Raw genomic sequence first — 21,893 nt, 5'->3', positions numbered from 1 at the left:
CTCCCTGAATATTTTTGTTTGGGCTGATAAATTGTATCATTCGACGCTTTTTGTAATAAGTTTTTTCATGCCGATCCGCCGTTTACGCATGCCGATGGCAAATCCGCGTATTGTCGCCCGCTCTTGCAGAGTTATCGTTTTTTTCTATAACGCGTTGGCAGAAAAAACTTTTTGGCAGGTTTTTTGTCAGTTGATCATGAAAGCGGAACTCAGTTCCTATTTCCCCTATCATAAATGTTTGTTAAAATAGAATAATAACGATGGGCTTCTTTCAGCCCATTTTTTGTTTGTATCGGCACTATGGATCTGTACGAATTGCTCGAACCGACCCTTGCAGGACTGGGTTATGAACTGGTTGACCTGGAGCGGTCGCCGGGGGGAAAGCTGTTGCGGATATTCATCGACAAGCCCGGTGGTGTGAATGTGGATGATTGCGTGACTGTCAGTAATCATCTGAGCCGGTTTCTCGCCGTCGAGAACGTGGACTATGACAGACTGGAAGTATCTTCGCCGGGTCTAGATCGGCCGCTGAAAAAGACAGCGGATTTTATCCGCTTTGCGGGAGAGTCCGTTAAACTCAGGCTGCGGGTGGCGTTACAGGGGCAAAGAAATTTTGTCGGCATTTTGCGCGAAGTGAAGGACGGAATTTTAAAACTGGAAGTAGATGGAAAAATGCTGGACCTTGAACTCACTAACCTTGAGAAGGTTCGCCTCGTTCCGAAATTGTAATCTATGAGTAACTGGCTGGAGGTAACATGAGCCGCGAGGTTTTGCTATTGGTGGATGCACTGGCGCGCGAAAAGAATGTGGAAAAGAACATTGTTTTTGCCGCACTTGAGCTTGCATTGGCGTCCGCCACGAAAAAGCGTTTTAACGAGGACGCTGACGTGCGCGTGTCGATCGACCACCAGACAGGGGACTATCAATCCTTGCGCCGCTGGCAGGTGGTGGCCGACGATGCAGTGGAGGATCCCGCTCGTCAGATATCGCTGAGCGAGGCCTTTCGGCAAAATCCTGAAATCCAGCTCGACGAATATATCGAAGAAATCCTGGAGCCGGTGGAATTCGGGCGCATCGGCGCCCAAGCGGCGAAACAGGTGATATTCCAGAAAATCCGTGATGCCGAACGCGAGCAGATCCTGAACGATTTTCTCGAGCGCAAGGAATATATGGTTACCGGAACCATCAAGCGCATGGAACGCGGAAACGCGATCATCGAATCCGGCAGGGTAGAGGCCGTATTGCCGCGTGACCAGATGATTCCCAAGGAGAATCTGCGTGTCGGGGACAGAGTGCGCGCTTACTTGCACAGGATCGACCGTACTACGAGAGGTCCGCAGTTAATCCTGTCGAGAATTGTGCCGGAATTTCTGATAAAGCTGTTTGAGCTGGAAGTGCCTGAGATCGAGGAGGGCTTGCTGGAGATCAAGGTGGCAGCGCGTGATCCTGGTTCGCGTGCGAAGATCGCAGTGAAGTCGAATGATCAGCGAGTGGATCCGATCGGTACCTGCGTAGGCATGCGGGGTTCCAGAGTCCAGGCCGTGACCGGCGAACTGGCGGGTGAAAGGGTAGACATCATCCTTTGGTCTGACGACCCCGCCACATTCGTAATCAATGCGCTGGCTCCTGCCGAGATCAGCAGCATTCTGGTGGATGAAGAGAAACACAGCATGGACATTGTCGTGGATGAAGGCAATCTGGCCCAGGCGATCGGACGTGGAGGCCAGAATGTCCGGCTCGCCTCGGAATTGACAGGCTGGGAGCTCAACATCATGACGATGGAAGAGTCACAGGCAAAAAATGAAGAGGAGTTTTCGGTTTTGCGCCATCTCTTCATGGAAAAACTGGATGTGGATGAGGAAGTGGCGGACATTCTGGCGCAGGAAGGCTTTACTACTCTGGAAGAAGTGGCTTACGTGCCGCTCAGCGAAATGATGGAGATCGAAGCATTTGACGAACAGACCGTCAACGAGCTTCGCAATCGGGCTCGCAACGCATTGTTGACCGAGGCCATCGTGAGCGAGGAAAAGGTGGAGCACATCGCCGAAGACCTGCTCGCGCTGGAAGGCATGGACAGCCAGACCGCGCGCGAACTCGCGGCTAAAGGAGTAAGCACCCAGGAAGACCTGGCCGACCTGGCTGTGGATGATCTGGTGGAAATGGTCGAGATGGATACTGAACGGGCCAGGCAGTTGATCATGGCGGCACGTGCCCCGTGGTTTGCCCCGGCCGATAGAGCATAGCCGACTGAAGGTAATTAATGTCTCAAATGAACGTAGAGCAATTTGCTAGTGAACTTGGCGTGCTTCCCACCGTGCTGCTGGAGCAGTTGCAGGCGGCCGGTGTTCGCAAGCACATGACCGAGGATAGCCTGACGGAGAAGGACAAAACGCAGCTTCTCGAATATCTGCGCAAGATTCATGGCGCCAAGGAAGAGAAGGGGCGGATTTCCCTGCCGCGTCGACAGACTTCGGAAATCAAGAAGGCGGATAGCACCGGTAAGCCACGCAGCATCCAGGTGGAAGTGCGCAAGAAGCGCGTATTTGTAAAAGGCGTCGATTTGCCAGTCGAACGGAAAACGGCTGAAATTCCTGCGCCCGCCGCTCCTTCTGTGCCTCCGGTGCGAACCCCTGTCATCGATGCGGCGCAGCAGGCATTGCGGCAGGAAGAGGCAAGGCGGCAGGCTGAATTGATTGCACGTCAGGCTGCCGAGTTGCGGGAAAAAAGGCTGCGTGAAAGGCCTCCGGTTGTGGAAATCAAAGAGCCCGAAGAACCCGCCCCGCCTTTCGTGCCGGCGGCTCCTGTAGCCGGGCCTGAGGCGGTGCCGGTTGCCCCTGAAACTCCTTCGGCAGCCCCCGGGGAAACGGTAGCGGCTGTGGAGGCGGAAGCAGCTCCGTCGCAGCCCGCCTCTACCGAAGGTACCTTGCACAAGCCGGCAGTGAAACCGGAAGAGAAGGCGGATAAGAAAAAGAAACCCGCAAAACAGGTCGTCTGGAAGGAAGAGAAGGTCGAGAAACGTGGACTCAAGACCAGGGGTGATCTGAGCGGGGCAAAGGGGGGCTGGCGGGCGCGCAAGGATAAACATGGAAGAACCGAGGAACCCGCTCCTCATGCTTTTTCGGCGCCGACCGAGCCGGTGGTCCACGAGGTGCTGGTGCCTGAAACCATTTCCGTCGGGGCGCTCGCGCAGAAAATGTCCATCAAGGCGGCTGAGGTCATCAAGGCTCTCATGAAGATGGGTAATATGGTAACCATCAACCAGATGCTGGACCAGGAAACTGCAATGATCGTGGTGGAGGAGTTGGGCCATGTTGCCAAATACGCCGCGCTCGATAGTCCTGAATCCTTCCTGGCTGATACCGAGATCGCACCTTCCGAATTGAAAATGGAAGCGCGTGCACCGGTCGTTACGGTGATGGGCCATGTCGATCATGGCAAGACCTCGCTTCTGGATTACATTCGCCGCACGCGAGTGGCAAGCGGCGAAGCAGGGGGCATTACCCAGCATATCGGGGCCTATCACGTCGAGACGGAAAGGGGCATGGTGACGTTCCTGGATACACCGGGACATGAGGCGTTTACGGCCATGCGCGCACGGGGAGCCAAGGTTACCGACCTGGTCATATTGGTTGTAGCGGCGGATGACGGAGTAATGCCGCAGACGGTTGAAGCAATACATCATGCCAAGGCGGGCAAGGTGCCGATCGTAGTGGCGATGACGAAAATCGACAAACCGGAAGCCAATCCCGAGCGGATTCGCCAGGAACTCGTGACTCAGGAAGTGGTGCCGGAAGATTGGGGCGGTGAAACCATGTTTGTCGAAGTTTCGGCAAAGACCGGCCAAGGTATCGATGATTTGCTGGAAAGCGTGCTGCTCCAGGCTGAAGTTCTGGAACTCAAGGCACCGAAGGATGCGCCGGCAAAGGGAATTGTAATCGAATCACGGCTGGATAAAGGGCGAGGCCCGGTTGCAACCATGCTTGTCCAATCCGGTACCTTGAAGCGCGGCGATATATTGCTGGCGGGGGCGGCTTATGGCCGGGTGCGGGCCATGCTGGATGAGAGCGGCAAACAGGTGGAGCAGGCAGGACCTTCCATTCCGGTTGAAATCCAGGGTTTATCGGAGGTTCCCGTAGCGGGCGAATCGGTAGTGGCTCTGACGGATGAGCGCAAGGCGCGTGAAATTGCCCTCTTCCGCCAAGGCAAGTTCCGCGATGTAAAACTGGCGAAGCAGCAGGCAGCCAAACTGGAGAACGTGTTCGAGCAGAGGGGAGAAGTAAAAGTCCTTTCACTTATTATCAAGGCCGACGTACAAGGTTCTTACGAGGCCCTGACGCACGCGCTGCAACAGCTTTCCACTGACGAGGTGAAGGTCAACATCATTCACAGTGGAGTGGGCGCGATTACAGAATCGGACATCAATCTCGCATTGGCTTCCAAAGCAGTTGTCATTGGCTTCAACAGCCGGGCGGATGCAGTTGCACGCAAGCTCATCAACTCTGCCGGGGTGGATGTGCGCTATTACAGCATCATTTACGAAGCTGTGGATGAGATCAAGGCTGCACTTTCCGGCATGATGGCGCCCGAGCGCAAGGAGAATATCACGGGACTGCTGGAGATCCGGGAAGTATTCCGCATTTCCAAAGTGGGCGCGGTGGCCGGTTGCCTTGTGCAGGAAGGGTTTGTCAGGCGTGGTTCGCTGGTGAGAGTGATACGCAATGGACAGGTAATCCATACCGGAGAACTGGATTCGTTGAAGCGCTTCAAGGATGATGTGAAAGAGGTGAGGGCGGGTTTCGAGTGCGGTCTGTCTCTTAAGAACTTTAACGATATCCAGGTGGGCGATCAGTTGGAAACCTACGAAATCCAGGTAATCGCGCGGACTCTGTAGCGGGGCGAAAGTCCTGCATTGAAGTTTTATGCCCAAAGATTATTCCCGCACGTTGCGGATTGCCGATCAGATTCAGCGTGAATTGGCCGATCTGATCCGCAACGAACTCAAGGACCCGCGCATAGGCATGATTACCTTGACTGGTGTTGAGGTGAGTCAGGATTATGCGCACGCTAAAGTTTTCTATACCACGCTGCATAATGAAAGCGACAACTTTCTCGTCCAGAACGGGCTGGAAAATGCCGCGGGCTTTTTGCGCACCCAGCTGCTGCATCGGTTGAAGCTACGCGTCATCCCACAACTGCATTTCATTTATGATGAATCCATCGAACGTGGAGTCCGGTTGTCGCAACTGATAGATGAAGCCGTGGCTTCCGACCGTTCTGAAAAAGAAACCGACAGCACCTGAATTGTTTATCACGCTTATATCTGCTCGAGTTCGTGCAGCTATTTCTGCAAGTTGCGTGACCGAAGTCGGATGTCACCCGGCCCATAGTGAACCCTCCCAATTCCCCGCACTATCCGCAGATTCCGCTCTACCTTTGATAGTAACTGCCGGGATTCGGACTGGCTCCAAGACCTCCTAGCTTAAATGTCTCCAGGTAGCAAACGACATATCAGCGGCGTGCTGCTGCTCGATAAAGCCTCCGGTCTTTCTTCCAACCAAGCCCTGCAGACCGCCAAACGCATTTTTTCTGCTCATAAGGCTGGCCATACCGGTACGCTTGATCCGATGGCGACCGGTTTGCTGCCCATCTGCTTCGGAGAGGCCACCAAATTTTCATCGGCGCTCCTCGGTGCAGACAAGACATACGAAGCCGTGCTGAGACTTGGCTATATGAGTACGACCGGTGATGCAGAGGGGGAAATTTCAATTGCTGCCGGTATGGAATCTCAATACGTGGATCTGACCAGGGAGAAAATTGAGGCAGTACGCAAAAGCTTTATCGGCGTAATTACGCAAGTGCCGCCCATGTACAGCGCAATCAAGCATCGTGGGAAACCCATGTACACCTTTGCCAGGGCAGGAGTGGAAATCGAACGGCAGCCTCGAGCGATAACGATCCACGACCTGAGTATCGAGGCGTATCAAGGCAATGAAATGCGCATCCGGGTGACGTGCGGGAGCGGTACCTACATTCGCACGCTGGCAGAGGACCTGGGACACGCGCTGGGATGCGGCGGCGCTTATCTTACTGCATTGCGCCGGAGCGCACTGGGCGGTTTTGATTTGCCGCAGGCATACACACTGACTGGACTCGAAGCTATGCCGCCATCTCAACGGGACTCTTGCCTGCTGCCAGCCGATAGTCTCCTGAGGTCTCTTCCCCCGGTTGTGGTAGATTCCGCTGCGGCTTTATCTCTGCTCCAGGGACGCGCAATCCCCGGTACGCACCCGGCAGGGGAAAGCCTTTTACCGGGAAGACAGGTACGGTTGTATGACAAGGCGCAGCGGTTTCTGGGGTTGGGGGAAATTTCAACGGAAGGTTACATCTCGCCGAAAAGACTCATAAGGTTTGAGCAGTCATTGTGAAGCTTGATTTGCGTGCATGCTATCGGTGACGTCCTTGCCAATACCCCGGTAGCCGGTAAAGCGACCGGAAGAATCGAACATCGGCTCACCACTGACCATTAGATATTGCGTCGACCCATCCGGCTTGGTCCGTCTGTAGATAAAATCGATAAAAGGCCGTCTTGCCGCGATATTTGCCTTGAAAACTGAATACTCCGCTTCATTCCAGTGCGCTCCATTATATCCCTTGGATTCTCCCAGCAAGTGGTCGACCTTAATCCCCAGCATATCCAGGACAGGACCGTAAACTTTGGTGAAATTTCCCTTTTCATCCTGTTCCCAGTACCAGTCGGAAGCCAGTTCCGTGAGACGGCGAAATCTGGCTTCACTCTCGCGCAATTCTGCGGTTCGCTCCGCTACCGTTTGTTCCAGCCTTTTATTGTAATCCTCCAACTGCTTATACAGCAGGCGCACTTCCAGCATATTTTGAATACGGGTTTGAACTTCAACGAGGTCGAAGGGCTTGCTGACGAAATCCTTTGCGCCTGCTTGCAGTGCCCGCAACTTATGACCTGGTTGCGCAGTGATTACGAGTACCGGAAGATAACCTTCCCGTTCAATTTTCTTTAGCGCTTCCAATACCTGAAAACCGTCCATTCCAGGCATATACAGATCAAGAAGAATGAGATCGTAACGATTCTGCCGATAGAGATTGCTGACTTCGCGCGGATCCATCGTCGAGGTAATGTTTTTATAACCCCCATCGCTCAGCATCTGTTCAAGCAGCCGGACGTTGGCTTCCTGATCATCCACGATCAGAATTTTAGCGTTCAGAGTGTCAGGTTTATTGATCATTATTTTTATCCTGTTTGTTCCCGTTAACCGATTTCATCATTTTCCCCTGCTCGTAACCTCTCTAGATGGATGAATAGGGCACGAAAAAACTGATTCTTCTTTTTCTTGAGCCAATCATTATTATATTTTCTTGGCGCTCAGAAAAAGAACGTTGTTTTCCGATAAATATCCTGATTTCAGCAAAATATGGGAAATTTGCAGCGACACGGCAATAATGGCGAAACGGAGCTGAACGCTAGGCGCTTACTCGTTCTGAAATTCGATAAGTATTTTTGTTCGCCTGCTTTGCCTCCAGCAGGGCAGCATCCGCATTCTTCAAAAGGGTTTTCGCATCTTTGCCATTATCAGGAAAAATCCCGACACCCGCGCTTGCAGTGAGGGTGATGGCATTTCCCTGAATGCTGTAAGGTTGCGACAGTGCTTTTATTACTTTTTCCGCTGTACGGCTTATGCCATCGAGATTGCTTACATGCGGCATCGAAATCACAAACTCATCGCCGCCGAGCCGAGCCACGGTATCTTCCTGGCGAACTGCGGCAATCAGGCGCGCCGCGACCAGCTTCAAAAGCAGATCGCCTATATCGTGACCCAATGTGTTGTTGATTTGCCTGAACCCATCCAGATCCAGATACAAGACTCCCATAACGCTATTGTTGCGCTTTGCATGGATGATAGCCTGAGATACTCTTTCCACCAGAAGCCGTCTGTTGGCCAGTCCCGTCAGCGGATCATGCAGTGCCATGAATTCTTGCGACTTTGCGTAATGGCGCGCTTGCTGATGTAGCAGTCGCACTTCGAGCAGATTATGCACGCGCGCGAGTACTTCACTCATGTCAAAAGGCTTGCTGACAAAATCCTTGGCGCCGGACTGAAGCGCCCGTAGCTTGGAATCGGGGTTGGCGGTGACGACCAGTACAGGTAGATATCCATCTGCCTCGATTTCTTTCAAGGCTTCGAGTACCTGAAACCCATCCATGCCGGCCATTTTCAAATCGAGCAAAATCAGATCGTAGTGGTTTTGCCGATGCAACTCATACACCTTGAACGGATCGGTCGTCGAAGTGACAGACGTGTAGCTTGCAGCGGCTAGCATGCTTTCCAGCAACTGGACATTTGTTTCCTGATCATCAACAATCAGAATCCTTGCCGCATGAATATCAGCTTCGGTAATCATGTTGCCCACATCTTCATAAGGACTTATCGCCTTTCTAAACCCTTTAACCTTCGGGCGGCCTGTCCCCTTTCTGCTTATCCGAGCATAAACGGCTGAGGGCAGCGAGTAAGCGGAATTTAACGTGCACAGGATCGCAAAATCAAATATTGCGCCTATTTTACCCTCGTCTCTGTGCGCTAACTCTCATAAGAAAATGGGAATTAATGATAGGATATAAAAGAAGGAGTTGCTTCTCGTTTTTCCTTTCCTCTTCCCGCAATGCATTCATTAAGACGAATATAAACTCCATAATTGTAATAAAAGAGATTTGACCTTTATGACCCCAGCTTGTTATAATCTCAATTCTCTGGCGCGGGGTGGAGCAGTCTGGCAGCTCGTCGGGCTCATAACCCGAAGGTCGTAGGTTCAAATCCTGCCCCCGCAACCAAGCGTGAATCTGCCGGATCCTTCACCCGGCAGACTGCCTCATATGCTGAGTTTACCACATGCTTGACTTCCCGGCAGAGAGCATTACGGATGTATAAGAGTGCCCGTCTGATAAGCCATCGTTATCTCGGTCCGGTAGCTTTCCCGCATCGCCTTATCTCCCTTCCGGCGCTTTAGCATGCCTGGATTCTGGAATACCTCATTACCGATCAGGAAGTATGCTGCTCCTGTGCAGGAAGGATCCGGTACGCCGGTTCCAGTATCTTCACCTCTCTCAAGGAAGAAATTGTTTTTGGTTTTTTGACGCTCTTGGCTTTTTGGTCTTGGCCTTGCGAACGTGGATTACCCAATGAACTCCCTTGATGTCATCCCAATCGGACGCATCCGTTCGGATGTCCATGGTCCCAGAGCAAAATGTAAATTAATGGGTTCTTAGTCATCCTGCTGGTTTTCTATCCCAAGGTTTAAACCATCGGCTTTAGGCCATCAGCTTTAGCAGCGAGAATATGCTGCACTAAGAGAGAGCTGATCTGTCGGCCATCTTCAATCCGGCACTCGTCGTCAGTATTATCACCGGTTGCCAAGCCTGTCCCGGGATTACTATTGCCTTCCGCTGGGAGCATCCAGTGCAAGCCTTGAATATCAGAGACTACTCGCTCAGCACGATCAGCTGCAGCATGAGCCATAAGGGTAGCCGCGGGGATAAGGCATCATGGAGCGTTTCTTCTGAACTTGAAATGGAACGCGCGCGGCAACGTGCCATGTCACTCACGGCGAGGCTCATCATGATATTACTGATTACATCATGAGCTTCTATAACGGGAGCAGATTAAATTCCAAACGGACTATTTGTCACCGCGGGAAGCAGTTTACTCCAATCGCTTCGTCATTTAGGGAGGAAAAAGCGAGTAGGCTGGTTAGCAATACAAGAAATACAAGAAAGCTTTTACCGTTAAATACTTAACGTATGGAAATAAAAACCGGCTCCGGGCGAGTCCGGGGAAAGAGAAAAAACCTGGGCTCATAATGGTTAATTAAGGTTGACTTTGGTGCGTTTTGTATAAACAATATGCCAATTTAATTGCCAATCCAGCCAATCCAGAAAGAGTTGAAGTTGACAATTAAATCGGCATACGATCCTGGGTACTGAAGAGTTGCGTATATACAGAAAGTATCGTAACCCGTTGATTAACTGGAAAGGAGAGGGCCATGAGTGATCGAGAGACAATCGAGAGCAGGAAAGAGGAGCGGAATTCAAGGGAGTCGGGAGCAACAGAGGAGTTTGCCGCAATCGCTTCAGATGATGTGCAGGCATTGACAGACAAGCATCTTTTGCAACCTGTATCAATACGACTTGAGAAGTCTTTGATTGAGGATTTTAAGCTTATCGCCTCGATGTATGGAATTGGCTACCAGCCTCTGATGCGCCAGATTTTGAAGCGATTTGCAGATTCGGAGAAGAAACAAATTTTGAGAGAGGCGGCTTCAAAGATGAAGTTAATGAGGAAAGAAGCATTAAAAGAGGCCGCCTCAAAGATGAAGTCAATGGGGAAAGAAGCGGCAAAAAATCTGCGCCACTTGGCTGCAAAACAAAGAAAAGTAGCTTGACCTAAACCCGCTTCGGCGGGTTTTTCTTATCAGCTCTTTCCCTTGCAAAATTCGCAGGATGGATCAGATCATAATCCGCATCTCATTATCATTTCTACAGGCCCAGAAGAGGGAGATTTTGATCCTTGCGTAGTTTCGGTACACTATGCCATTCCGCGATTAACCTGTTCCGGGTTCGCACCGATGTCATCGCATTTTACCTGACAACGACACTTCGACAGTGATCCTTCACTTGGGGCATGGCCTCGGTCTTCTTGCAATAGCAGAGATCAGGCAGCCATTGTTTTGAGCATGCCCCCCAAGGCTGATCTTCTCCGGCACTGAATGTTTGGTAGCGGCTCCCGAAATGATTGCCTGCCCGCTTCATCCAGCGGCCTGTTAACCCTTGTTTCACGCTCGCGGTCTCAATTGATGCTGATACTGATCGTTTGGAAAGAACGATAGTAGACGTAGGCTTCGAGTCCGGGCAAAATATCACAATTACGAATACGCACAATTTCTCAGTTTACGGAGATTGTGCTTTTTTAATTTTTTCTTTTAGCTTTACGGCGGGCCTCCCCGCATTGCATGGTAGTGAACCTGGTCAGGTCCGGAAGGAAGCAGCCACAGCTATTTTTTGCAAGTGCCGGGGGTCGGGCTCGCCACCCTTTTTTGTGCACGTTGGGTGGATCGGACGAGTGCCATCTTCCCAACTGCACGCTTCAATGATTCATACCATCAGTTACAGCCTCCGCTGAAAATCTGAAATAACCGTTTCGCCGATTCGATTCTCGACATAGCGTGTCCTCCCCGACTCAAGTCCTTGCCCGCAAATGGCGTCCCCGGCGCTTTTCCGAACTGACCGGACAGGATCATGTTGTTCGTGCACTTACCAATGCTCTCGAACAGAAGCGTTTACATCATGCTTATCTGTTTACGGGCACGCGCGGGATCGGCAAGACGACCATAGCGCGCATTCTGGCAAAGGCGCTCAACTGCCAGGCCGGAGTTACATCGGAGCCTTGCGGGGTCTGTTCTGCTTGTATCGAAATTGACGGCGGGCGTTTTGTTGACCTGATCGAAGTTGATGCCGCCTCCAATACGCAGGTGGAAAAAATGCGTGAACTGCTGGAGAACGCGCTGTATGCTCCCACGGTTGCACGCTATAAGGTGTACATCATTGATGAAGTACATATGCTTTCCAAATCAGCTTTCAACGCCATGCTGAAAACGCTGGAAGAGCCGCCGGAACATGTCAAATTCATACTTGCGACCACTGATCCGCAGAAGATTCCGGTAACGGTTTTGTCTCGCTGCCTGCAATTCAACCTCAAGCAGATTCCGTTTCCGCTGATCGTCTCGCACCTCAGGCATGTGCTCGAACAGGAGCATATAAACTGTGATGCCACTTCCCTGCAGTTATTGGCGCGCGCGGCGCAGGGCAGTATGCGTGATGCCTTGAGCATTCTGGATCAGGCCATCGCTTTTGGCGAGGGAAAGATCGAAGAAGCAGGAGTGCGCGATATGCTTGGTGCGGTCGATCAGGGGTATCTGTTTGATCTGCTGGAGGCACTGGCGCAACGAGATGGCGCCCGAATGCTTGCGATCGCGGATGCGATGGAAACCCGCAGTCTCTCGTTTGACGCCGCTTTGCAGGATCTGGCGACCCTGCTGCATCGTCTGACCCTGGCGCAAATCGTTCCCGCAGCGATTGGTGATGATGAACCTGAGCGGGATCGGATTTTCCGGCTGGCGAAAACATTCACGCCAGAAGATATTCAATTGTTCTATCAGATTGCCATACACGGGCGCGAGGACCTCGGGCGGGCACCGGATGAGTATGCGGGTTTCACCATGACGTTGCTGCGTATGCTGGCTTTCATTCCGGAAGATTTCCTGTCAGGAGGAGGGAAGGCAGGCAGGGACGGAGGAACGCCAGGTTTTTTGCCTACAAAACCAGGAAGTGGCAAATATCCTTCGACCCCTCGACAGGCTCAGCAGTCAGACCGAACAGAGATGGCAGAGATAGAAAAGGAAGGAAACTCCCAGGAAGAGAGGGCGGCCAGGAATGCTGCCAACGGGGATTCAAGGGAGCCGACAGGACCCGTGCCGGCTTCGCTGGAGCGCGATCCCACGCCGGTAAAGCCGAGCTTCGTACAGTCTTTCAGTCATAGCTGGATTACCATAGTCGGCCAATTGAAGGTAAGCGGATTGACCAGAATGCTGGCTCAATATTGCGAGGTGAAGAGTTCTTCCGAGGATGAAATAGAATTTTGCGTACCGGAACTCCATAAGCATTTGCTGGACAAGACCTATCAGGACAGACTGCAAGCCGCCGTGAGGGAGTATCTTGATAAGCCGGTGCGGCTGAAGTTTGCAGTGGGAATCGTTAACGGCATGAGCCCGGCTGAGCAGGAAAATCGTGAAAAGCAGGAGAAGCAATCGCAGGCCATCGCGGCTATCGAGTCCGATCCGTTCGTGCGTGAACTCGTTGAAAATTTTGATGCAAAATTGATCGTTTCTTCGATCAAACCTATTCAATAGTGGAGGTAAAAATGATGAAAGGTGGCTTGGGCAACCTGATGAAGCAGGCTCAGCAGATGCAGGAGAACATGAAAGCCATGCAGGAGAAATTGGCTTCGATAGAAGTTGAGGGCCAATCCGGCGCAGGTATGGTGAAAGTCGTGATGACATGCCGTTATGATGTCAGGCGCGTGAGCATTGACAGCAGTCTCATGGGAGACGATAAGGAGATGCTGGAAGATTTGATCGCAGCAGCGGTGAATGACGCGGTGCGGCGGGTGGAATCAACGACTCAGGAAAAAATGGCGGGATTTACCTCCGGTTTGGGCCTGCCCCCGGGAATGAAACTGCCGTTCTAACGTGAATTCCAGATTGGCGCAATCCCGCAGTTCCTGATTCTATTGAATAATTTTACGTTTGAGTGAACGCCCCGCGGAGTCTCGATGAATTGATCAATGCGTTACGCTGCTTGCCCGGTGTCGGTCCCCGGTCAGCACAACGCATGGCATATCATTTGTTGCAGCGCGACCAGGAGGGGGCGCGTCGCCTCGCAGATTCACTCGACTATGCACTGGAACATGTCAGGCATTGCGAAAAATGCAATAACTTTACCGAAGAGGTCGTATGCGAGTTATGCAGTTCTCAACGGCGGGATCCTGCTCTGCTGTGCGTGGTGGAGATGCCTGCCGATTTGCTAATGATGGAGCAGGCACATTGCTACAAAGGCATGTATTTCGTGTTGATGGGGCGACTCTCACCTCTGGATGGCATCGGCCCTCGGGAAATCAATCTTGATCGGCTGTTGAAGCGCGCTCGGGATAATATGGTGAAGGAAGTCATTCTTGCTACCAATTTTACCGTGGAAGGTGAAGCTACGGCGCATTATATCGGGGAGATGCTGCAGAACGAGGGCCTGAAAATCACGCGTATCGCGCGGGGATTGCCAGTGGGGGGGGAGTTGGAGCACGTGGATAGCGGTACCCTCGCGCAGGCAGTGCTCGAGCGCAGGGAAGTCAAGTAGCAAGCATTTATTTCGCAAATATTCACTCTGCCCCTTGTTTCTTATGCCGTCTTTTTATCTGCTCGCTCCCCGAAAAATTCGCTCTAAGCCTGTCGGAGGATATATCCTGAGCCTGTTCGACCTTGGACAAGTTCAGGGCGAACGGGAAGACGAAGGTTCAGTACAAACAGCCCACCGTTTTTCTCATCCCATCCGAGCACTCGCTAGCATGGGAAACTGGAAATTGGAAGGCTTGAAATTGGAGCTGCGATGAAAACCAGGTCATCGCCGTCCCCCGAGGCGGTCAGACGACGCCGTTCCATGAAAATCACAAAGTCTCCCGCTTCGTCAACTCCGGCAGACTCACCCAAATCACTCCAATCGCCTGTACGAAGCCGGCTGAGAGGAGCGGGGCTAAAGGGATCGATAAAACCCGCGGCAACACCTCAATCTGGCGTGGGTTCCACCTCCCCTCAACCCGTTACGCAGAAATTGCACAAGGTGCTGGCCCAGGCGGGATTGGGTTCGAGACGCGAAATGGAAGAGCTGATCGCCAGTGGACAGGTGACGATCAACGGAAAGACCGCACAAGTGGGGGACCGTATCGCCGCTCGAGATGTCGTGAGAGTAGGGAAGCGCGTCGTTCACTTCAGATCCGCCCGCCGTCTGCCCCGCGTCATGCTCTATCACAAGCCGGAGGGGGAAATCGTCAGCCAGGATGATCCCCAAGGCCGTACGTCGGTCTTCGACAAACTGCCGCAGTTGAGGTCGTCCAAATGGATTGCTATTGGCAGGTTGGATTACAACACCAGCGGTTTGCTGGTTTTCACCACGGATGGGGAATTGGCCAACCGGCTGATGCATCCGCGCTTCGAAGTCGAGCGCGAATACGCAGTGCGGATCATCGGAAGGCTGACGCCGGAGCAGGCAACGTTGCTGACCTCGGGTGTTGAGCTGGAGGACGGCGCGGCCAAGTTCGATTACCTGTCGGATGAAGGGGGTGAGGGCTCCAACCACTGGTATCGCGTGATATTGAAGGAAGGCAGGAATCGCGAAGTACGGCGGATGTTCGAAGCGGTGGGAATGACGGTGAGCCGCCTGATGCGGGTTCGTTTTGGCCCTATCAACTTGCCCTCCCGTTTGAAACGGGGAAAGTCGATGGAATTGAACGAGGCAGAGATAGGACGCCTGCTGGAACTGGTCGGTTACAAAGCCTGATGCCTGGGAAGCTGGTCCCGTTTCAGCAGGAAAACAAACTCATCGCCTGCACTGGTGTCCAGCCAGGTAAAAGGTGTATCGGGAAAGGCACGCTCCAGGGCTTCCCTGTTATGACCGATTTCGACAATGAGTAACCCATCAGCGGTCAAATGGTTTGCTGCGTCCCGTAGTATTACCTTTGTCGCCTTCAGTCCATCCTCGCCGCTGGCAAGCGCACTCTGCGGCTCATGGCGATATTCCTCCGGCAACGCTGCCATTGCTTCCGCGTTGACATAGGGCGGATTGCTGACAATAAGATCGTAGCGGCGGTCTGCCAATGCCGCGAATAGATCCGACTGGATAAGATCGATCCGGTCCTCCAGGCCATACTCCTCCACATTTTTTTCAGCAACCTGCAAGGCATTCGCTGAAATATCTGTCGCATCGATGGCTGCATTGGGAAACGCATGTGCGAGCAGTATCGCCAGACATCCGGAGCCGGTGCAAAGATCCAATGCGGAATAAACTTCTGCCGGCTCTTCCATCCAGGGCGCAAGTTGTTCTCGCAGCAATTCCGCAATGAAGGAGCGCGGTACGATCACGCGTTCATCCACATAAAAATGGAAATCCCCCAGCCAGGCTTCTCTCGTCAGATAGGCAGCCGGAATCTTTTCTGTTGCACGGCGCTCGATTATTTTCAGGACCAGTTCCAGCTCGCCCGGAAGGATGCGGGCATCCAGAAACGGTTCCAGCCGGTCAAGTGGAAGATGCAGCGTGTGGAGAATGAGATAAGCTGCTTCGTCATACGCCGAGGCAGAGCCATGACCAAAATGAAGCCCTGCATCGTTAAAGCGGCTTATGGCGAAACGCAGTACGTCGCGGATGGTCTGGAGCTGGTTTTTGGCTTCAATGAACATTCATTCTTGTCCGTGAGAAAAAGTAGTCTTGAGGATCTGTATGTCGACCATCCGCCCGCCGTCGGACGAAAGACTCCTGATTTAACGTCTATCTTTTAATCGCTTGAAAATATTCGAAAACGGAATTGTGAGCCGTACTATAGAGTTAACCGTTGGCAACGGAAGGAGGCAAGAAATGAACTCCGCGAATATGCCAGGATTAACGCAGGGACGTCCGTGTATGGCAAGCAATACTTATCGTGCTGCTCATGCAGCTTTTGGGGACGCCTCATCGGCCAGGATCATATCCAGCAATGGAGACTGCTTTGCCAGGCGGTGTACCGCCACCGCAACAGTGCTGCTCCACCGGCTGGAGGTGCTGCGGGAGTTGCGAGAGCGGGCAGTGGGTGATGTGCGTGTACGTCCGGGTCAGTCCCGCCCGTAGAAATGGTCCATCTCCATTTTTATTCTTATTTTCTCAGCAACAGGCTTTCCATCGTGAGCTGGTAAATCCGGGGCAACTGATCCAGATCCGAAACTTCAACGTATTCGTTGATCTTGTGGATGGTTGCATTCCGTGGTCCCAATTCCACCACTTGCGGGCAGATGTCGGCGATGAACCGGCCGTCCGAGGTTCCCCCCGAGGTGGAAAGCTCAGGCTCGATTCCTGTCACGGTGTGAATGGCGGCATTCACTGCATCGACCAGGTCGCCCCTTGGGGTGAGATAAGGCTTGCCTGAATTTTCCCATTGCAAGTCATATTCGAGGTTATGCCGGTCGAGAATTCCGTGCACTCGGGCTTTAAGCGATTCTATCGTGCTTGCAGTGGAGAAACGAAAGTTGAACAATACCGTTACTTCACCGGGAATCACGTTGGTAGCACCCGTACCTCCATTGATATTTGAAATCTGCCAGGTGGTAGGGGGGAAATATTCGTTGCCTTCATCCCACTCCGTATTGGCCAGTTCGGCGATGGCGGGAGCCGCCAGGTGGATTGGGTTTTTTGCCAAGTGAGGATAGGCAATATGGCCCTGTATTCCTTTCACGGTTAACGTTCCGGACAGGGAGCCGCGTCGGCCGTTCTTGATCATATCGCCAAGCTTGTCGACAGAGGTCGGTTCCCCGACGATGCAATAATCGATCAGTTCATTGCGTGCCTTGAGGACTTCCACCACCCGTACAGTACCGTCTACCGCAATACCTTCCTCATCCGACGTGATCAGGAGCGCAATCGAGCCATTGTGATCGGGATGTTCCGCCACGAAAGCCTCGATCGAGGTGATGAATGCTGCTATCGATCCCTTCATGTCTGCGGCCCCGCGCCCATAAAGCCTGCCATTTCGAGTGACGGGATCGAACGGGCTGCTTTCCCATTTTTCCAGGGGCCCGGTGGGCACGACATCGGTGTGGCCGGCAAAGCAAATCAGCGGCGCTTCCGTTCCGCGCCTGGCCCAAAGATTATCCACCTCTCCACATCGTATTCTTTCAATGTCGAAGCCCATTTTTTCCAGGCGATCGATCAGGATTTCCTGGCAACCATTGTCGAAAGGTGTCGGAGAGCGGCGGGCGATCAACATTTGCGCGAGCGCCAGTGTGTCATTGAGCATGAGCAATTCCTGAAAAGAAGCCTGTTGTGGATGAAAGTCGGTGTTAAATTCCGGATGTTAAATTCCCCTTAACAGCTCATTGATACCGGTTTTAGCTCGGGTCTTGGCGTCCACCTGTTTCACGATGACTGCGCAATAGAGGCTGTATTTGCCATCTGCGGAAGGCAGGCTGCCGGAAACGACGACGGAACCGGGAGGGATACGGCCATAGCTGATTTCACCTGTTTCGCGGTTATAAATCCGGGTGCTCTGACCGATGTATACCCCCATGGAAATCACGGAGTTTTCACCGACAATCACGCCTTCCACGACTTCCGAACGCGCGCCGATGAAGCAGTTGTCCTCGATGATGGTAGGATTGGCCTGCACGGGCTCGAGCACCCCGCCGATTCCGACCCCACCGGATAGATGCACGTTTTTTCCGATCTGGGCGCAGGAACCCACTGTAGCCCAGGTGTCGACCATGGTCCCTTCATCTACGTATGCGCCGATATTGACGTAGGAGGGCATCAGTACGACATTGCTGGCAATGAAAGCGCCTTTGCGTACGGTTGCGGGAGGCACGACGCGGAAACCGCCATTACGAAAATCGCGGGAGCTGTAATCTGCGAACTTGGAAGGTACTTTGTCGAAATAATTGGAAAATCCACCCTTGATGAAGCTGTTGTCCTCGATGCGGAACGACAACAGCACCGCTTTTTTTATCCATTGATGGGTTTTCCATTCGCCGTCTGTTTTTTCCGCCACCCGCAGTTTGCCGCTGTCGAGCATTTCCAGTACCTGGGTAATGGATTCCTTGAGCTTCGCTTCGACGTTACGCGGGGTCATCTCGGCGCGGCGTTCAAACGCTTCTTCAATCGTACTTTGGAGCTGATCCATGATCTTCCTTTGATTTCTTGTTGATATATCGCTGCTCCAGGCTACCCGCTACAATCTGGATACCAGCTTCTTTATCCGTTCGGTAGCGGCGGCGCATTCCATTACGGATGCCACCAGGGCAATGCGGACAAAATTTTCGCCGGGGTTAATCCCGTGCGCATGCCGTGCGAGGTAGCTGCCGGGCAAAACCGTGACATTATAATCGCGATAGAGCTGCCGGGCGAACTCGACGTCATTCACCGGGACCTTCAACCACAGGTAGAAAGCCGCGTCCGGCAGCGAAACCGACAGCGCGCCCTGTAGTAATTTGATGACTGCCTTGAATTTCTCCCGGTAGAGGCGGCGGTTTTCGACAACATGAACCTCATCATTCCAGGCCTCTTCGCTGGCCGCCTGTACCGCCGGGTTCATCGCGCTGCCATGATAGGTGCGGTAGAGCAGGAATTTTTTCAGGATCGCCGCATCTCCGGCAACGAATCCGGAACGCATGCCGGGAACATTCGATCTTTTGGAAAGGCTGCTGAATACCACCAGCCGGGAGAAGCCCTCCCGGCCCAAGCGGTGGGCGGCCTGGAGCGCGCCCAATGGAGGAGAAGCTTCATCAAAATAGATTTCAGAGTAACATTCGTCCGATGCAATGACAAATCCATAACGGTCCGAAAGTTCGAACAGATGGCGCCATTCGTCCATCGACATTACGCGGCCGGTGGGATTCCCGGGCGAACAGACATACACAAGCTGCGTGCGCGACCATACTTCATCCGGTAATTGAGCATAGTCGAGCGAAAAATCATTCTCTGGCAGGGTATTGAGGAAACTGGGCGTTGCGCCCGCAAGCAATGCAGCGCCTTCGTATATCTGATAAAACGGGTTCGGACAAATTACAATTGCACCGGGCTTGGAAGAATCGATCACTGCCTGCGCAAAAGAAAACAAGGCTTCGCGGCTGCCATTGACCGGCAGGATTTCCGTATCGGGGTCGATTGCCGGCAGGCCGTAGCGCTGCATCAGCCATTTGCCGATGCTGGCGCGCAGGGAGCGTGCGCCGAGGGTTGCCGGATAGTGCGCCATCTTCACCAGATTTTCCATCAAGGCCTGGCGAATGAAATCCGGAGTCGAATGCTTGGGCTCTCCGATGTGGAGACTGATAGGCGTAAAAGCCGATGCAGGCTCGATTCCTTCAAATAGCTTGGTGAGTTTCTCAAAAGGGTATGGTTGCAGGCGGTTCAGATTGGGATTCAATTTAAGGCGATGGGAAGAAAGCTCTATTCCCCGTTGAGTTATTGATCGAAGCAGGATTATAAGAGGGCACTCTCTTGCTCACAAAGCAAAATAAACAATATACCCGAGGTGGACATGGGGCTTTCCCCATTGCTGCCCTGCTTGTGGGGGCTACAATCTGGGGTTTGCTGTGGTATCCCTATCGATTATTGGAGCAGGCCGGGGTAAGCGGTGCGGCTGCAACCGTTATTACCTATCTTGTGGCCCTGTTGCTCGGCCTGGCTGTATTTCGTCATGAATTGCGCACCATACGCATACTTGACATGGAAACCTGGCTGCTGGTCGGAATAGGATTGTCCGCAGGGTGGGCGAATCTCGCTTACGTCCTCGGTGTGCTCCATGGCGAAATCATGCGGGTCATGCTGTTATTTTACCTCTCGCCGTTATGGACCATCGTGTTCGCGCGCTTCCTGCTGGGTGAGATGTTAAGCATGCACGGTTATCTAGTTATCGTTTTTTCCCTGGGGGGTGCGATAATCATGTTATGGCAACCGGAAGGCAGCCTGCTGCCTTCCTCCTATGCCGACTGGATGGGAATATCCGCTGGTTTCATGTTCGCTTTGGCCAACGTGCTGAGCAGAAAAGACCAGTATCATGATGTTCAATTAAAATCGGTTGCAGTATGGTTGGGAGTTGCGCTGGTGGCGTTAGGCTACAGTCTGTTCCTGGCTGGTCTGCCTGCCTCGGTCGATGTTTCCACCTATACGTTTCTGCTCCTGCTGCTGGTGGGGTTGACGGTATTTGCCCTGAGTCTGGTGGTGCAATACGGGCTTACCCATACCCCTGCCAACCAGGCTATCGTGATTATGCTGTTCGAGTTGGTAGTGGCGGCGGTGGCGGCTTACTTCCTGACGGATGAAGCCATGACACTGAGGGAATGGGCGGGTGGAGCAATGATCGTTTCGGCCAGTCTCTTTTCAGCGAGGATGAACCGGGAGTAATACCGTCCACACCGGTTCTGCCGGTACTGGTACCGGAATTCCGGTTTCCTGTACAAATTTCACACAAGAGGGAAATGAACATGAATCATCACGTCGTTTTTCTGGAAAGGGATTCCCTGAAGGTGGAAGTGCGCCGGCCTAATTTCGAGCACACGTATGAGGAGTACGCCAAAACGAAGCCTGACCAGGTGGTGTCGCATTTACAGCATGCAACCATCGCAATCATCAACAAGGTGGGGTTGAGCGAGGAAACTCTGGCACAATTGCCAAAGCTGAAAATGGTCGCCATTGCGGCCACCGGATATGACGCTGTCGATATCGGTGCTTGTCGCCGACACGGCATTGCAGTGGCGAATATCCGCAATTATGCAATTCATACCGTGCCTGAGCATGTATTCGCCCTGGTGCTCGCGCTACGCAGAAATCTTTTAGCCTATCGACAGGAGGTCGAGCAGGGAAGGTGGCAGAAATCGGAGCAGTTCTGCCTGTTTACTCATGAGATCCGTGAGTTGTTTGGCGCCACCATCGGTATTGTCGGGGAGGGCACGATCGGGCGCGGTACCGCCGCCATTGCACAGGGATTCGGCATGCGCGTGCTGTTTGCCCATCATGAATCGCGAAAGAAGAAGGACATGGTTCTTACCCCCTTCGATCAGGTACTTGCGGAATCCGACATCCTCTCGCTGCATTGCCCGCTGACCCCCGCTACCCGAAACCTGATTGGCGTGAACGAATTGCGCAAGATGAAGCGCAGCGCATTGCTCATCAACACGGCGCGGGGAGGATTGGTGGATGAGGCGGCATTGGTACAGGCTCTGGACGATGGCACTATCGCCGGCGCCGGTTTCGATGTGCTGACGACGGAACCTCCCAGAAACGGCAATCCCCTGCTTGGCTTGCGCCGTCCCAACTTTATCCTGACACCTCATATTGCTTGGGCCTCTACCGAGGCCATGCGTTTTCTTGCCGATCAGCTGGTCGACAATATCGAAGCCTGGGTGGCAGGCAAGCCGCAAAACCTGCTTACCTGAATTTTCAGTCCGGTTCGCATCGGCGGAAAGGCGGAATATAAAGAACGCATATAGGCGGTTGACAACTCAAGTAGCCTTCGATAGTCTCATAG

The 21,893-nt window shown here is 52.9% G+C and carries 20 protein-coding genes, 1 tRNA gene and 1 other RNA gene; 15 read left to right on the top strand and 7 right to left on the bottom strand.

Annotation, left to right across the window (positions count from 1 at the left end; translation table 11 throughout):
- The first annotated feature begins 300 nt into the window (after positions 1 to 300).
- The 5 genes from rimP (at position 301) to truB (ending at position 6,425) form a co-directional block, all read left to right on the top strand.
- Positions 301 to 729 carry a ribosome maturation factor RimP gene (gene rimP, locus NMUL_RS09780; RefSeq protein WP_011381181.1) on the top strand — a complete coding sequence of 143 codons (429 nt, stop codon included), beginning with the start codon at positions 301 to 303 and terminating at the stop codon, positions 727 to 729.
- A gap of 26 nt (positions 730 to 755) precedes the next feature.
- Positions 756 to 2,243 carry a transcription termination factor NusA gene (nusA, locus tag NMUL_RS09775; protein ID WP_011381180.1) on the top strand — a complete coding sequence of 496 codons (1,488 nt, stop codon included), beginning with the start codon at positions 756 to 758 and terminating at the stop codon, positions 2,241 to 2,243.
- Positions 2,244 to 2,260: 17 nt separating this feature from the next.
- Positions 2,261 to 4,891, top strand: a complete 2,631-nt coding sequence (infB, locus tag NMUL_RS09770) for a translation initiation factor IF-2 (protein ID WP_011381179.1) — start codon at positions 2,261 to 2,263, stop codon at positions 4,889 to 4,891.
- Between the two features lie 28 nt (positions 4,892 to 4,919).
- On the top strand, positions 4,920 to 5,300 hold the full coding sequence (gene rbfA, locus NMUL_RS09765; protein WP_011381178.1) for a 30S ribosome-binding factor RbfA: 381 nt from the start codon (positions 4,920 to 4,922) through the stop codon (positions 5,298 to 5,300).
- Positions 5,301 to 5,483: 183 nt separating this feature from the next.
- Positions 5,484 to 6,425, top strand: a complete 942-nt coding sequence (truB, locus tag NMUL_RS09760; protein WP_011381177.1) for a tRNA pseudouridine(55) synthase TruB — start codon at positions 5,484 to 5,486, stop codon at positions 6,423 to 6,425.
- Here the strand turns inward: truB and NMUL_RS09755 are convergent.
- Entirely contained in the window at positions 6,417 to 7,259 is an 843-nt protein-coding gene (locus NMUL_RS09755) for a response regulator (protein WP_011381176.1), read from the bottom strand. The two genes, truB and NMUL_RS09755, sit on opposite strands and share 9 nt — an antisense overlap.
- Positions 7,260 to 7,494: 235 nt before the next feature.
- Positions 7,495 to 8,433: a GGDEF domain-containing response regulator gene (locus NMUL_RS09750; RefSeq protein ID WP_011381175.1), complete on the bottom strand. Its 939-nt coding sequence runs from the start codon at positions 8,431 to 8,433 to the stop codon at positions 7,495 to 7,497.
- 350 nt (positions 8,434 to 8,783) lie between these two features.
- Here NMUL_RS09750 and NMUL_RS09740 point away from each other — a divergent pair.
- A tRNA-Met gene (locus NMUL_RS09740) sits at positions 8,784 to 8,860 on the top strand.
- A gap of 648 nt (positions 8,861 to 9,508) precedes the next feature.
- Here NMUL_RS09740 and NMUL_RS16010 read toward each other — a convergent pair.
- The gene (locus tag NMUL_RS16010; RefSeq protein WP_167535579.1) at positions 9,509 to 9,646 is read right to left on the bottom strand and encodes a hypothetical protein; all 138 of its coding nucleotides are present in this window, start codon (positions 9,644 to 9,646) and stop codon (positions 9,509 to 9,511) included.
- 422 nt (positions 9,647 to 10,068) lie between these two features.
- Here NMUL_RS16010 and NMUL_RS09730 point away from each other — a divergent pair, with 422 nt between their 5' ends.
- From NMUL_RS09730 to rluB, 6 genes are all read left to right on the top strand, one after another.
- Positions 10,069 to 10,467 carry a hypothetical protein gene (locus NMUL_RS09730; protein WP_011381174.1) on the top strand — a complete coding sequence of 133 codons (399 nt, stop codon included), beginning with the start codon at positions 10,069 to 10,071 and terminating at the stop codon, positions 10,465 to 10,467.
- A gap of 547 nt (positions 10,468 to 11,014) precedes the next feature.
- Positions 11,015 to 11,113: signal recognition particle sRNA small type (gene ffs / locus NMUL_RS15080), an RNA gene on the top strand.
- Positions 11,114 to 11,247: 134 nt separating this feature from the next.
- Positions 11,248 to 12,990, top strand: a complete 1,743-nt coding sequence (gene dnaX, locus NMUL_RS09725; protein WP_011381173.1) for a DNA polymerase III subunit gamma/tau — start codon at positions 11,248 to 11,250, stop codon at positions 12,988 to 12,990.
- 14 nt (positions 12,991 to 13,004) lie between these two features.
- Positions 13,005 to 13,328 carry a YbaB/EbfC family nucleoid-associated protein gene (locus NMUL_RS09720; protein WP_175463226.1) on the top strand — a complete coding sequence of 108 codons (324 nt, stop codon included), beginning with the start codon at positions 13,005 to 13,007 and terminating at the stop codon, positions 13,326 to 13,328.
- Positions 13,329 to 13,390: 62 nt separating this feature from the next.
- The gene (recR, locus tag NMUL_RS09715) at positions 13,391 to 13,990 is read left to right on the top strand and encodes a recombination mediator RecR (RefSeq protein ID WP_011381171.1); all 600 of its coding nucleotides are present in this window, start codon (positions 13,391 to 13,393) and stop codon (positions 13,988 to 13,990) included.
- A gap of 249 nt (positions 13,991 to 14,239) precedes the next feature.
- Entirely contained in the window at positions 14,240 to 15,187 is a 948-nt protein-coding gene (gene rluB, locus NMUL_RS09710; protein WP_011381170.1) for a 23S rRNA pseudouridine(2605) synthase RluB, read from the top strand.
- Here rluB and prmB read toward each other — a convergent pair.
- A complete protein-coding gene (gene prmB, locus NMUL_RS09705; protein ID WP_011381169.1) occupies positions 15,175 to 16,083 on the bottom strand; it encodes a 50S ribosomal protein L3 N(5)-glutamine methyltransferase in 909 nt (302 codons plus the stop codon). The genes rluB and prmB overlap by 13 nt on opposite strands.
- A gap of 220 nt (positions 16,084 to 16,303) precedes the next feature.
- Between prmB and NMUL_RS09700 the strand changes: the two genes are divergently transcribed.
- Positions 16,304 to 16,507 (top strand): hypothetical protein, encoded by a 204-nt coding sequence (locus NMUL_RS09700; protein WP_041352535.1) that lies wholly within the window; start codon positions 16,304 to 16,306, stop codon positions 16,505 to 16,507.
- Positions 16,508 to 16,532: 25 nt separating this feature from the next.
- Here the strand turns inward: NMUL_RS09700 and dapE are convergent, their stop codons facing one another.
- Genes dapE through dapC form a run of 3 tightly spaced genes read right to left on the bottom strand, consistent with a single transcriptional unit; the run spans position 16,533 to position 19,790 of the window.
- Positions 16,533 to 17,669: a succinyl-diaminopimelate desuccinylase gene (gene dapE / locus NMUL_RS09695; protein ID WP_011381167.1), complete on the bottom strand. Its 1,137-nt coding sequence runs from the start codon at positions 17,667 to 17,669 to the stop codon at positions 16,533 to 16,535.
- Between the two features lie 57 nt (positions 17,670 to 17,726).
- Positions 17,727 to 18,548, bottom strand: a complete 822-nt coding sequence (gene dapD, locus NMUL_RS09690) for a 2,3,4,5-tetrahydropyridine-2,6-dicarboxylate N-succinyltransferase (RefSeq protein ID WP_011381166.1) — start codon at positions 18,546 to 18,548, stop codon at positions 17,727 to 17,729.
- A 48-nt stretch (positions 18,549 to 18,596) separates the two neighbouring features.
- Entirely contained in the window at positions 18,597 to 19,790 is a 1,194-nt protein-coding gene (gene dapC, locus NMUL_RS09685; RefSeq protein WP_011381165.1) for a succinyldiaminopimelate transaminase, read from the bottom strand.
- A 74-nt stretch (positions 19,791 to 19,864) separates the two neighbouring features.
- On the opposite strand from dapC, the gene NMUL_RS09680 reads away from it, so the two are divergent.
- Together NMUL_RS09680 and NMUL_RS09675 are read left to right on the top strand one after the other, a co-directional pair.
- The gene (locus NMUL_RS09680) at positions 19,865 to 20,770 is read left to right on the top strand and encodes a DMT family transporter (RefSeq protein WP_011381164.1); all 906 of its coding nucleotides are present in this window, start codon (positions 19,865 to 19,867) and stop codon (positions 20,768 to 20,770) included.
- Between the two features lie 80 nt (positions 20,771 to 20,850).
- Positions 20,851 to 21,801, top strand: coding sequence for a D-2-hydroxyacid dehydrogenase (locus NMUL_RS09675; protein WP_011381163.1), 951 nt, complete (start codon positions 20,851 to 20,853; stop codon positions 21,799 to 21,801).
- Positions 21,802 to 21,893: the final 92 nt, after the last annotated feature.

The sequence above is a fragment of the Nitrosospira multiformis ATCC 25196 genome, assembly GCF_000196355.1.
Taxonomy (GTDB): domain Bacteria; phylum Pseudomonadota; class Gammaproteobacteria; order Burkholderiales; family Nitrosomonadaceae; genus Nitrosospira; species Nitrosospira multiformis.
The sequence above is the reverse complement of the archived record's forward strand: the minus strand, read 5'-3'. Positions and strand labels throughout refer to the sequence as shown.

What these genes read in the sequence shown, in the direction of transcription:
- rimP (WP_011381181.1), top strand. Translation starts at nt 301, where the DNA reads ATGGATCTGTACGAATTGCTCGAACCGACCCTTGCAGGACTGGGTTAT.
- nusA (WP_011381180.1), top strand. Translation starts at nt 756, where the DNA reads ATGAGCCGCGAGGTTTTGCTATTGGTGGATGCACTGGCGCGCGAAAAG.
- infB (WP_011381179.1), top strand. Translation starts at nt 2,261, where the DNA reads ATGTCTCAAATGAACGTAGAGCAATTTGCTAGTGAACTTGGCGTGCTT.
- rbfA (WP_011381178.1), top strand. Translation starts at nt 4,920, where the DNA reads ATGCCCAAAGATTATTCCCGCACGTTGCGGATTGCCGATCAGATTCAG.
- truB (WP_011381177.1), top strand. Translation starts at nt 5,484, where the DNA reads ATGTCTCCAGGTAGCAAACGACATATCAGCGGCGTGCTGCTGCTCGAT.
- NMUL_RS09755 (WP_011381176.1), bottom strand. Translation starts at nt 7,259, where the DNA reads ATGATCAATAAACCTGACACTCTGAACGCTAAAATTCTGATCGTGGAT.
- NMUL_RS09750 (WP_011381175.1), bottom strand. Translation starts at nt 8,433, where the DNA reads ATGATTACCGAAGCTGATATTCATGCGGCAAGGATTCTGATTGTTGAT.
- NMUL_RS16010 (WP_167535579.1), bottom strand. Translation starts at nt 9,646, where the DNA reads ATGATGAGCCTCGCCGTGAGTGACATGGCACGTTGCCGCGCGCGTTCC.
- NMUL_RS09730 (WP_011381174.1), top strand. Translation starts at nt 10,069, where the DNA reads ATGAGTGATCGAGAGACAATCGAGAGCAGGAAAGAGGAGCGGAATTCA.
- NMUL_RS09720 (WP_175463226.1), top strand. Translation starts at nt 13,005, where the DNA reads ATGAAAGGTGGCTTGGGCAACCTGATGAAGCAGGCTCAGCAGATGCAG.
- rluB (WP_011381170.1), top strand. Translation starts at nt 14,240, where the DNA reads ATGAAAACCAGGTCATCGCCGTCCCCCGAGGCGGTCAGACGACGCCGT.
- prmB (WP_011381169.1), bottom strand. Translation starts at nt 16,083, where the DNA reads ATGTTCATTGAAGCCAAAAACCAGCTCCAGACCATCCGCGACGTACTG.
- NMUL_RS09700 (WP_041352535.1), top strand. Translation starts at nt 16,304, where the DNA reads ATGGCAAGCAATACTTATCGTGCTGCTCATGCAGCTTTTGGGGACGCC.
- dapE (WP_011381167.1), bottom strand. Translation starts at nt 17,669, where the DNA reads ATGCTCAATGACACACTGGCGCTCGCGCAAATGTTGATCGCCCGCCGC.
- dapD (WP_011381166.1), bottom strand. Translation starts at nt 18,548, where the DNA reads ATGGATCAGCTCCAAAGTACGATTGAAGAAGCGTTTGAACGCCGCGCC.
- NMUL_RS09675 (WP_011381163.1), top strand. Translation starts at nt 20,851, where the DNA reads ATGAATCATCACGTCGTTTTTCTGGAAAGGGATTCCCTGAAGGTGGAA.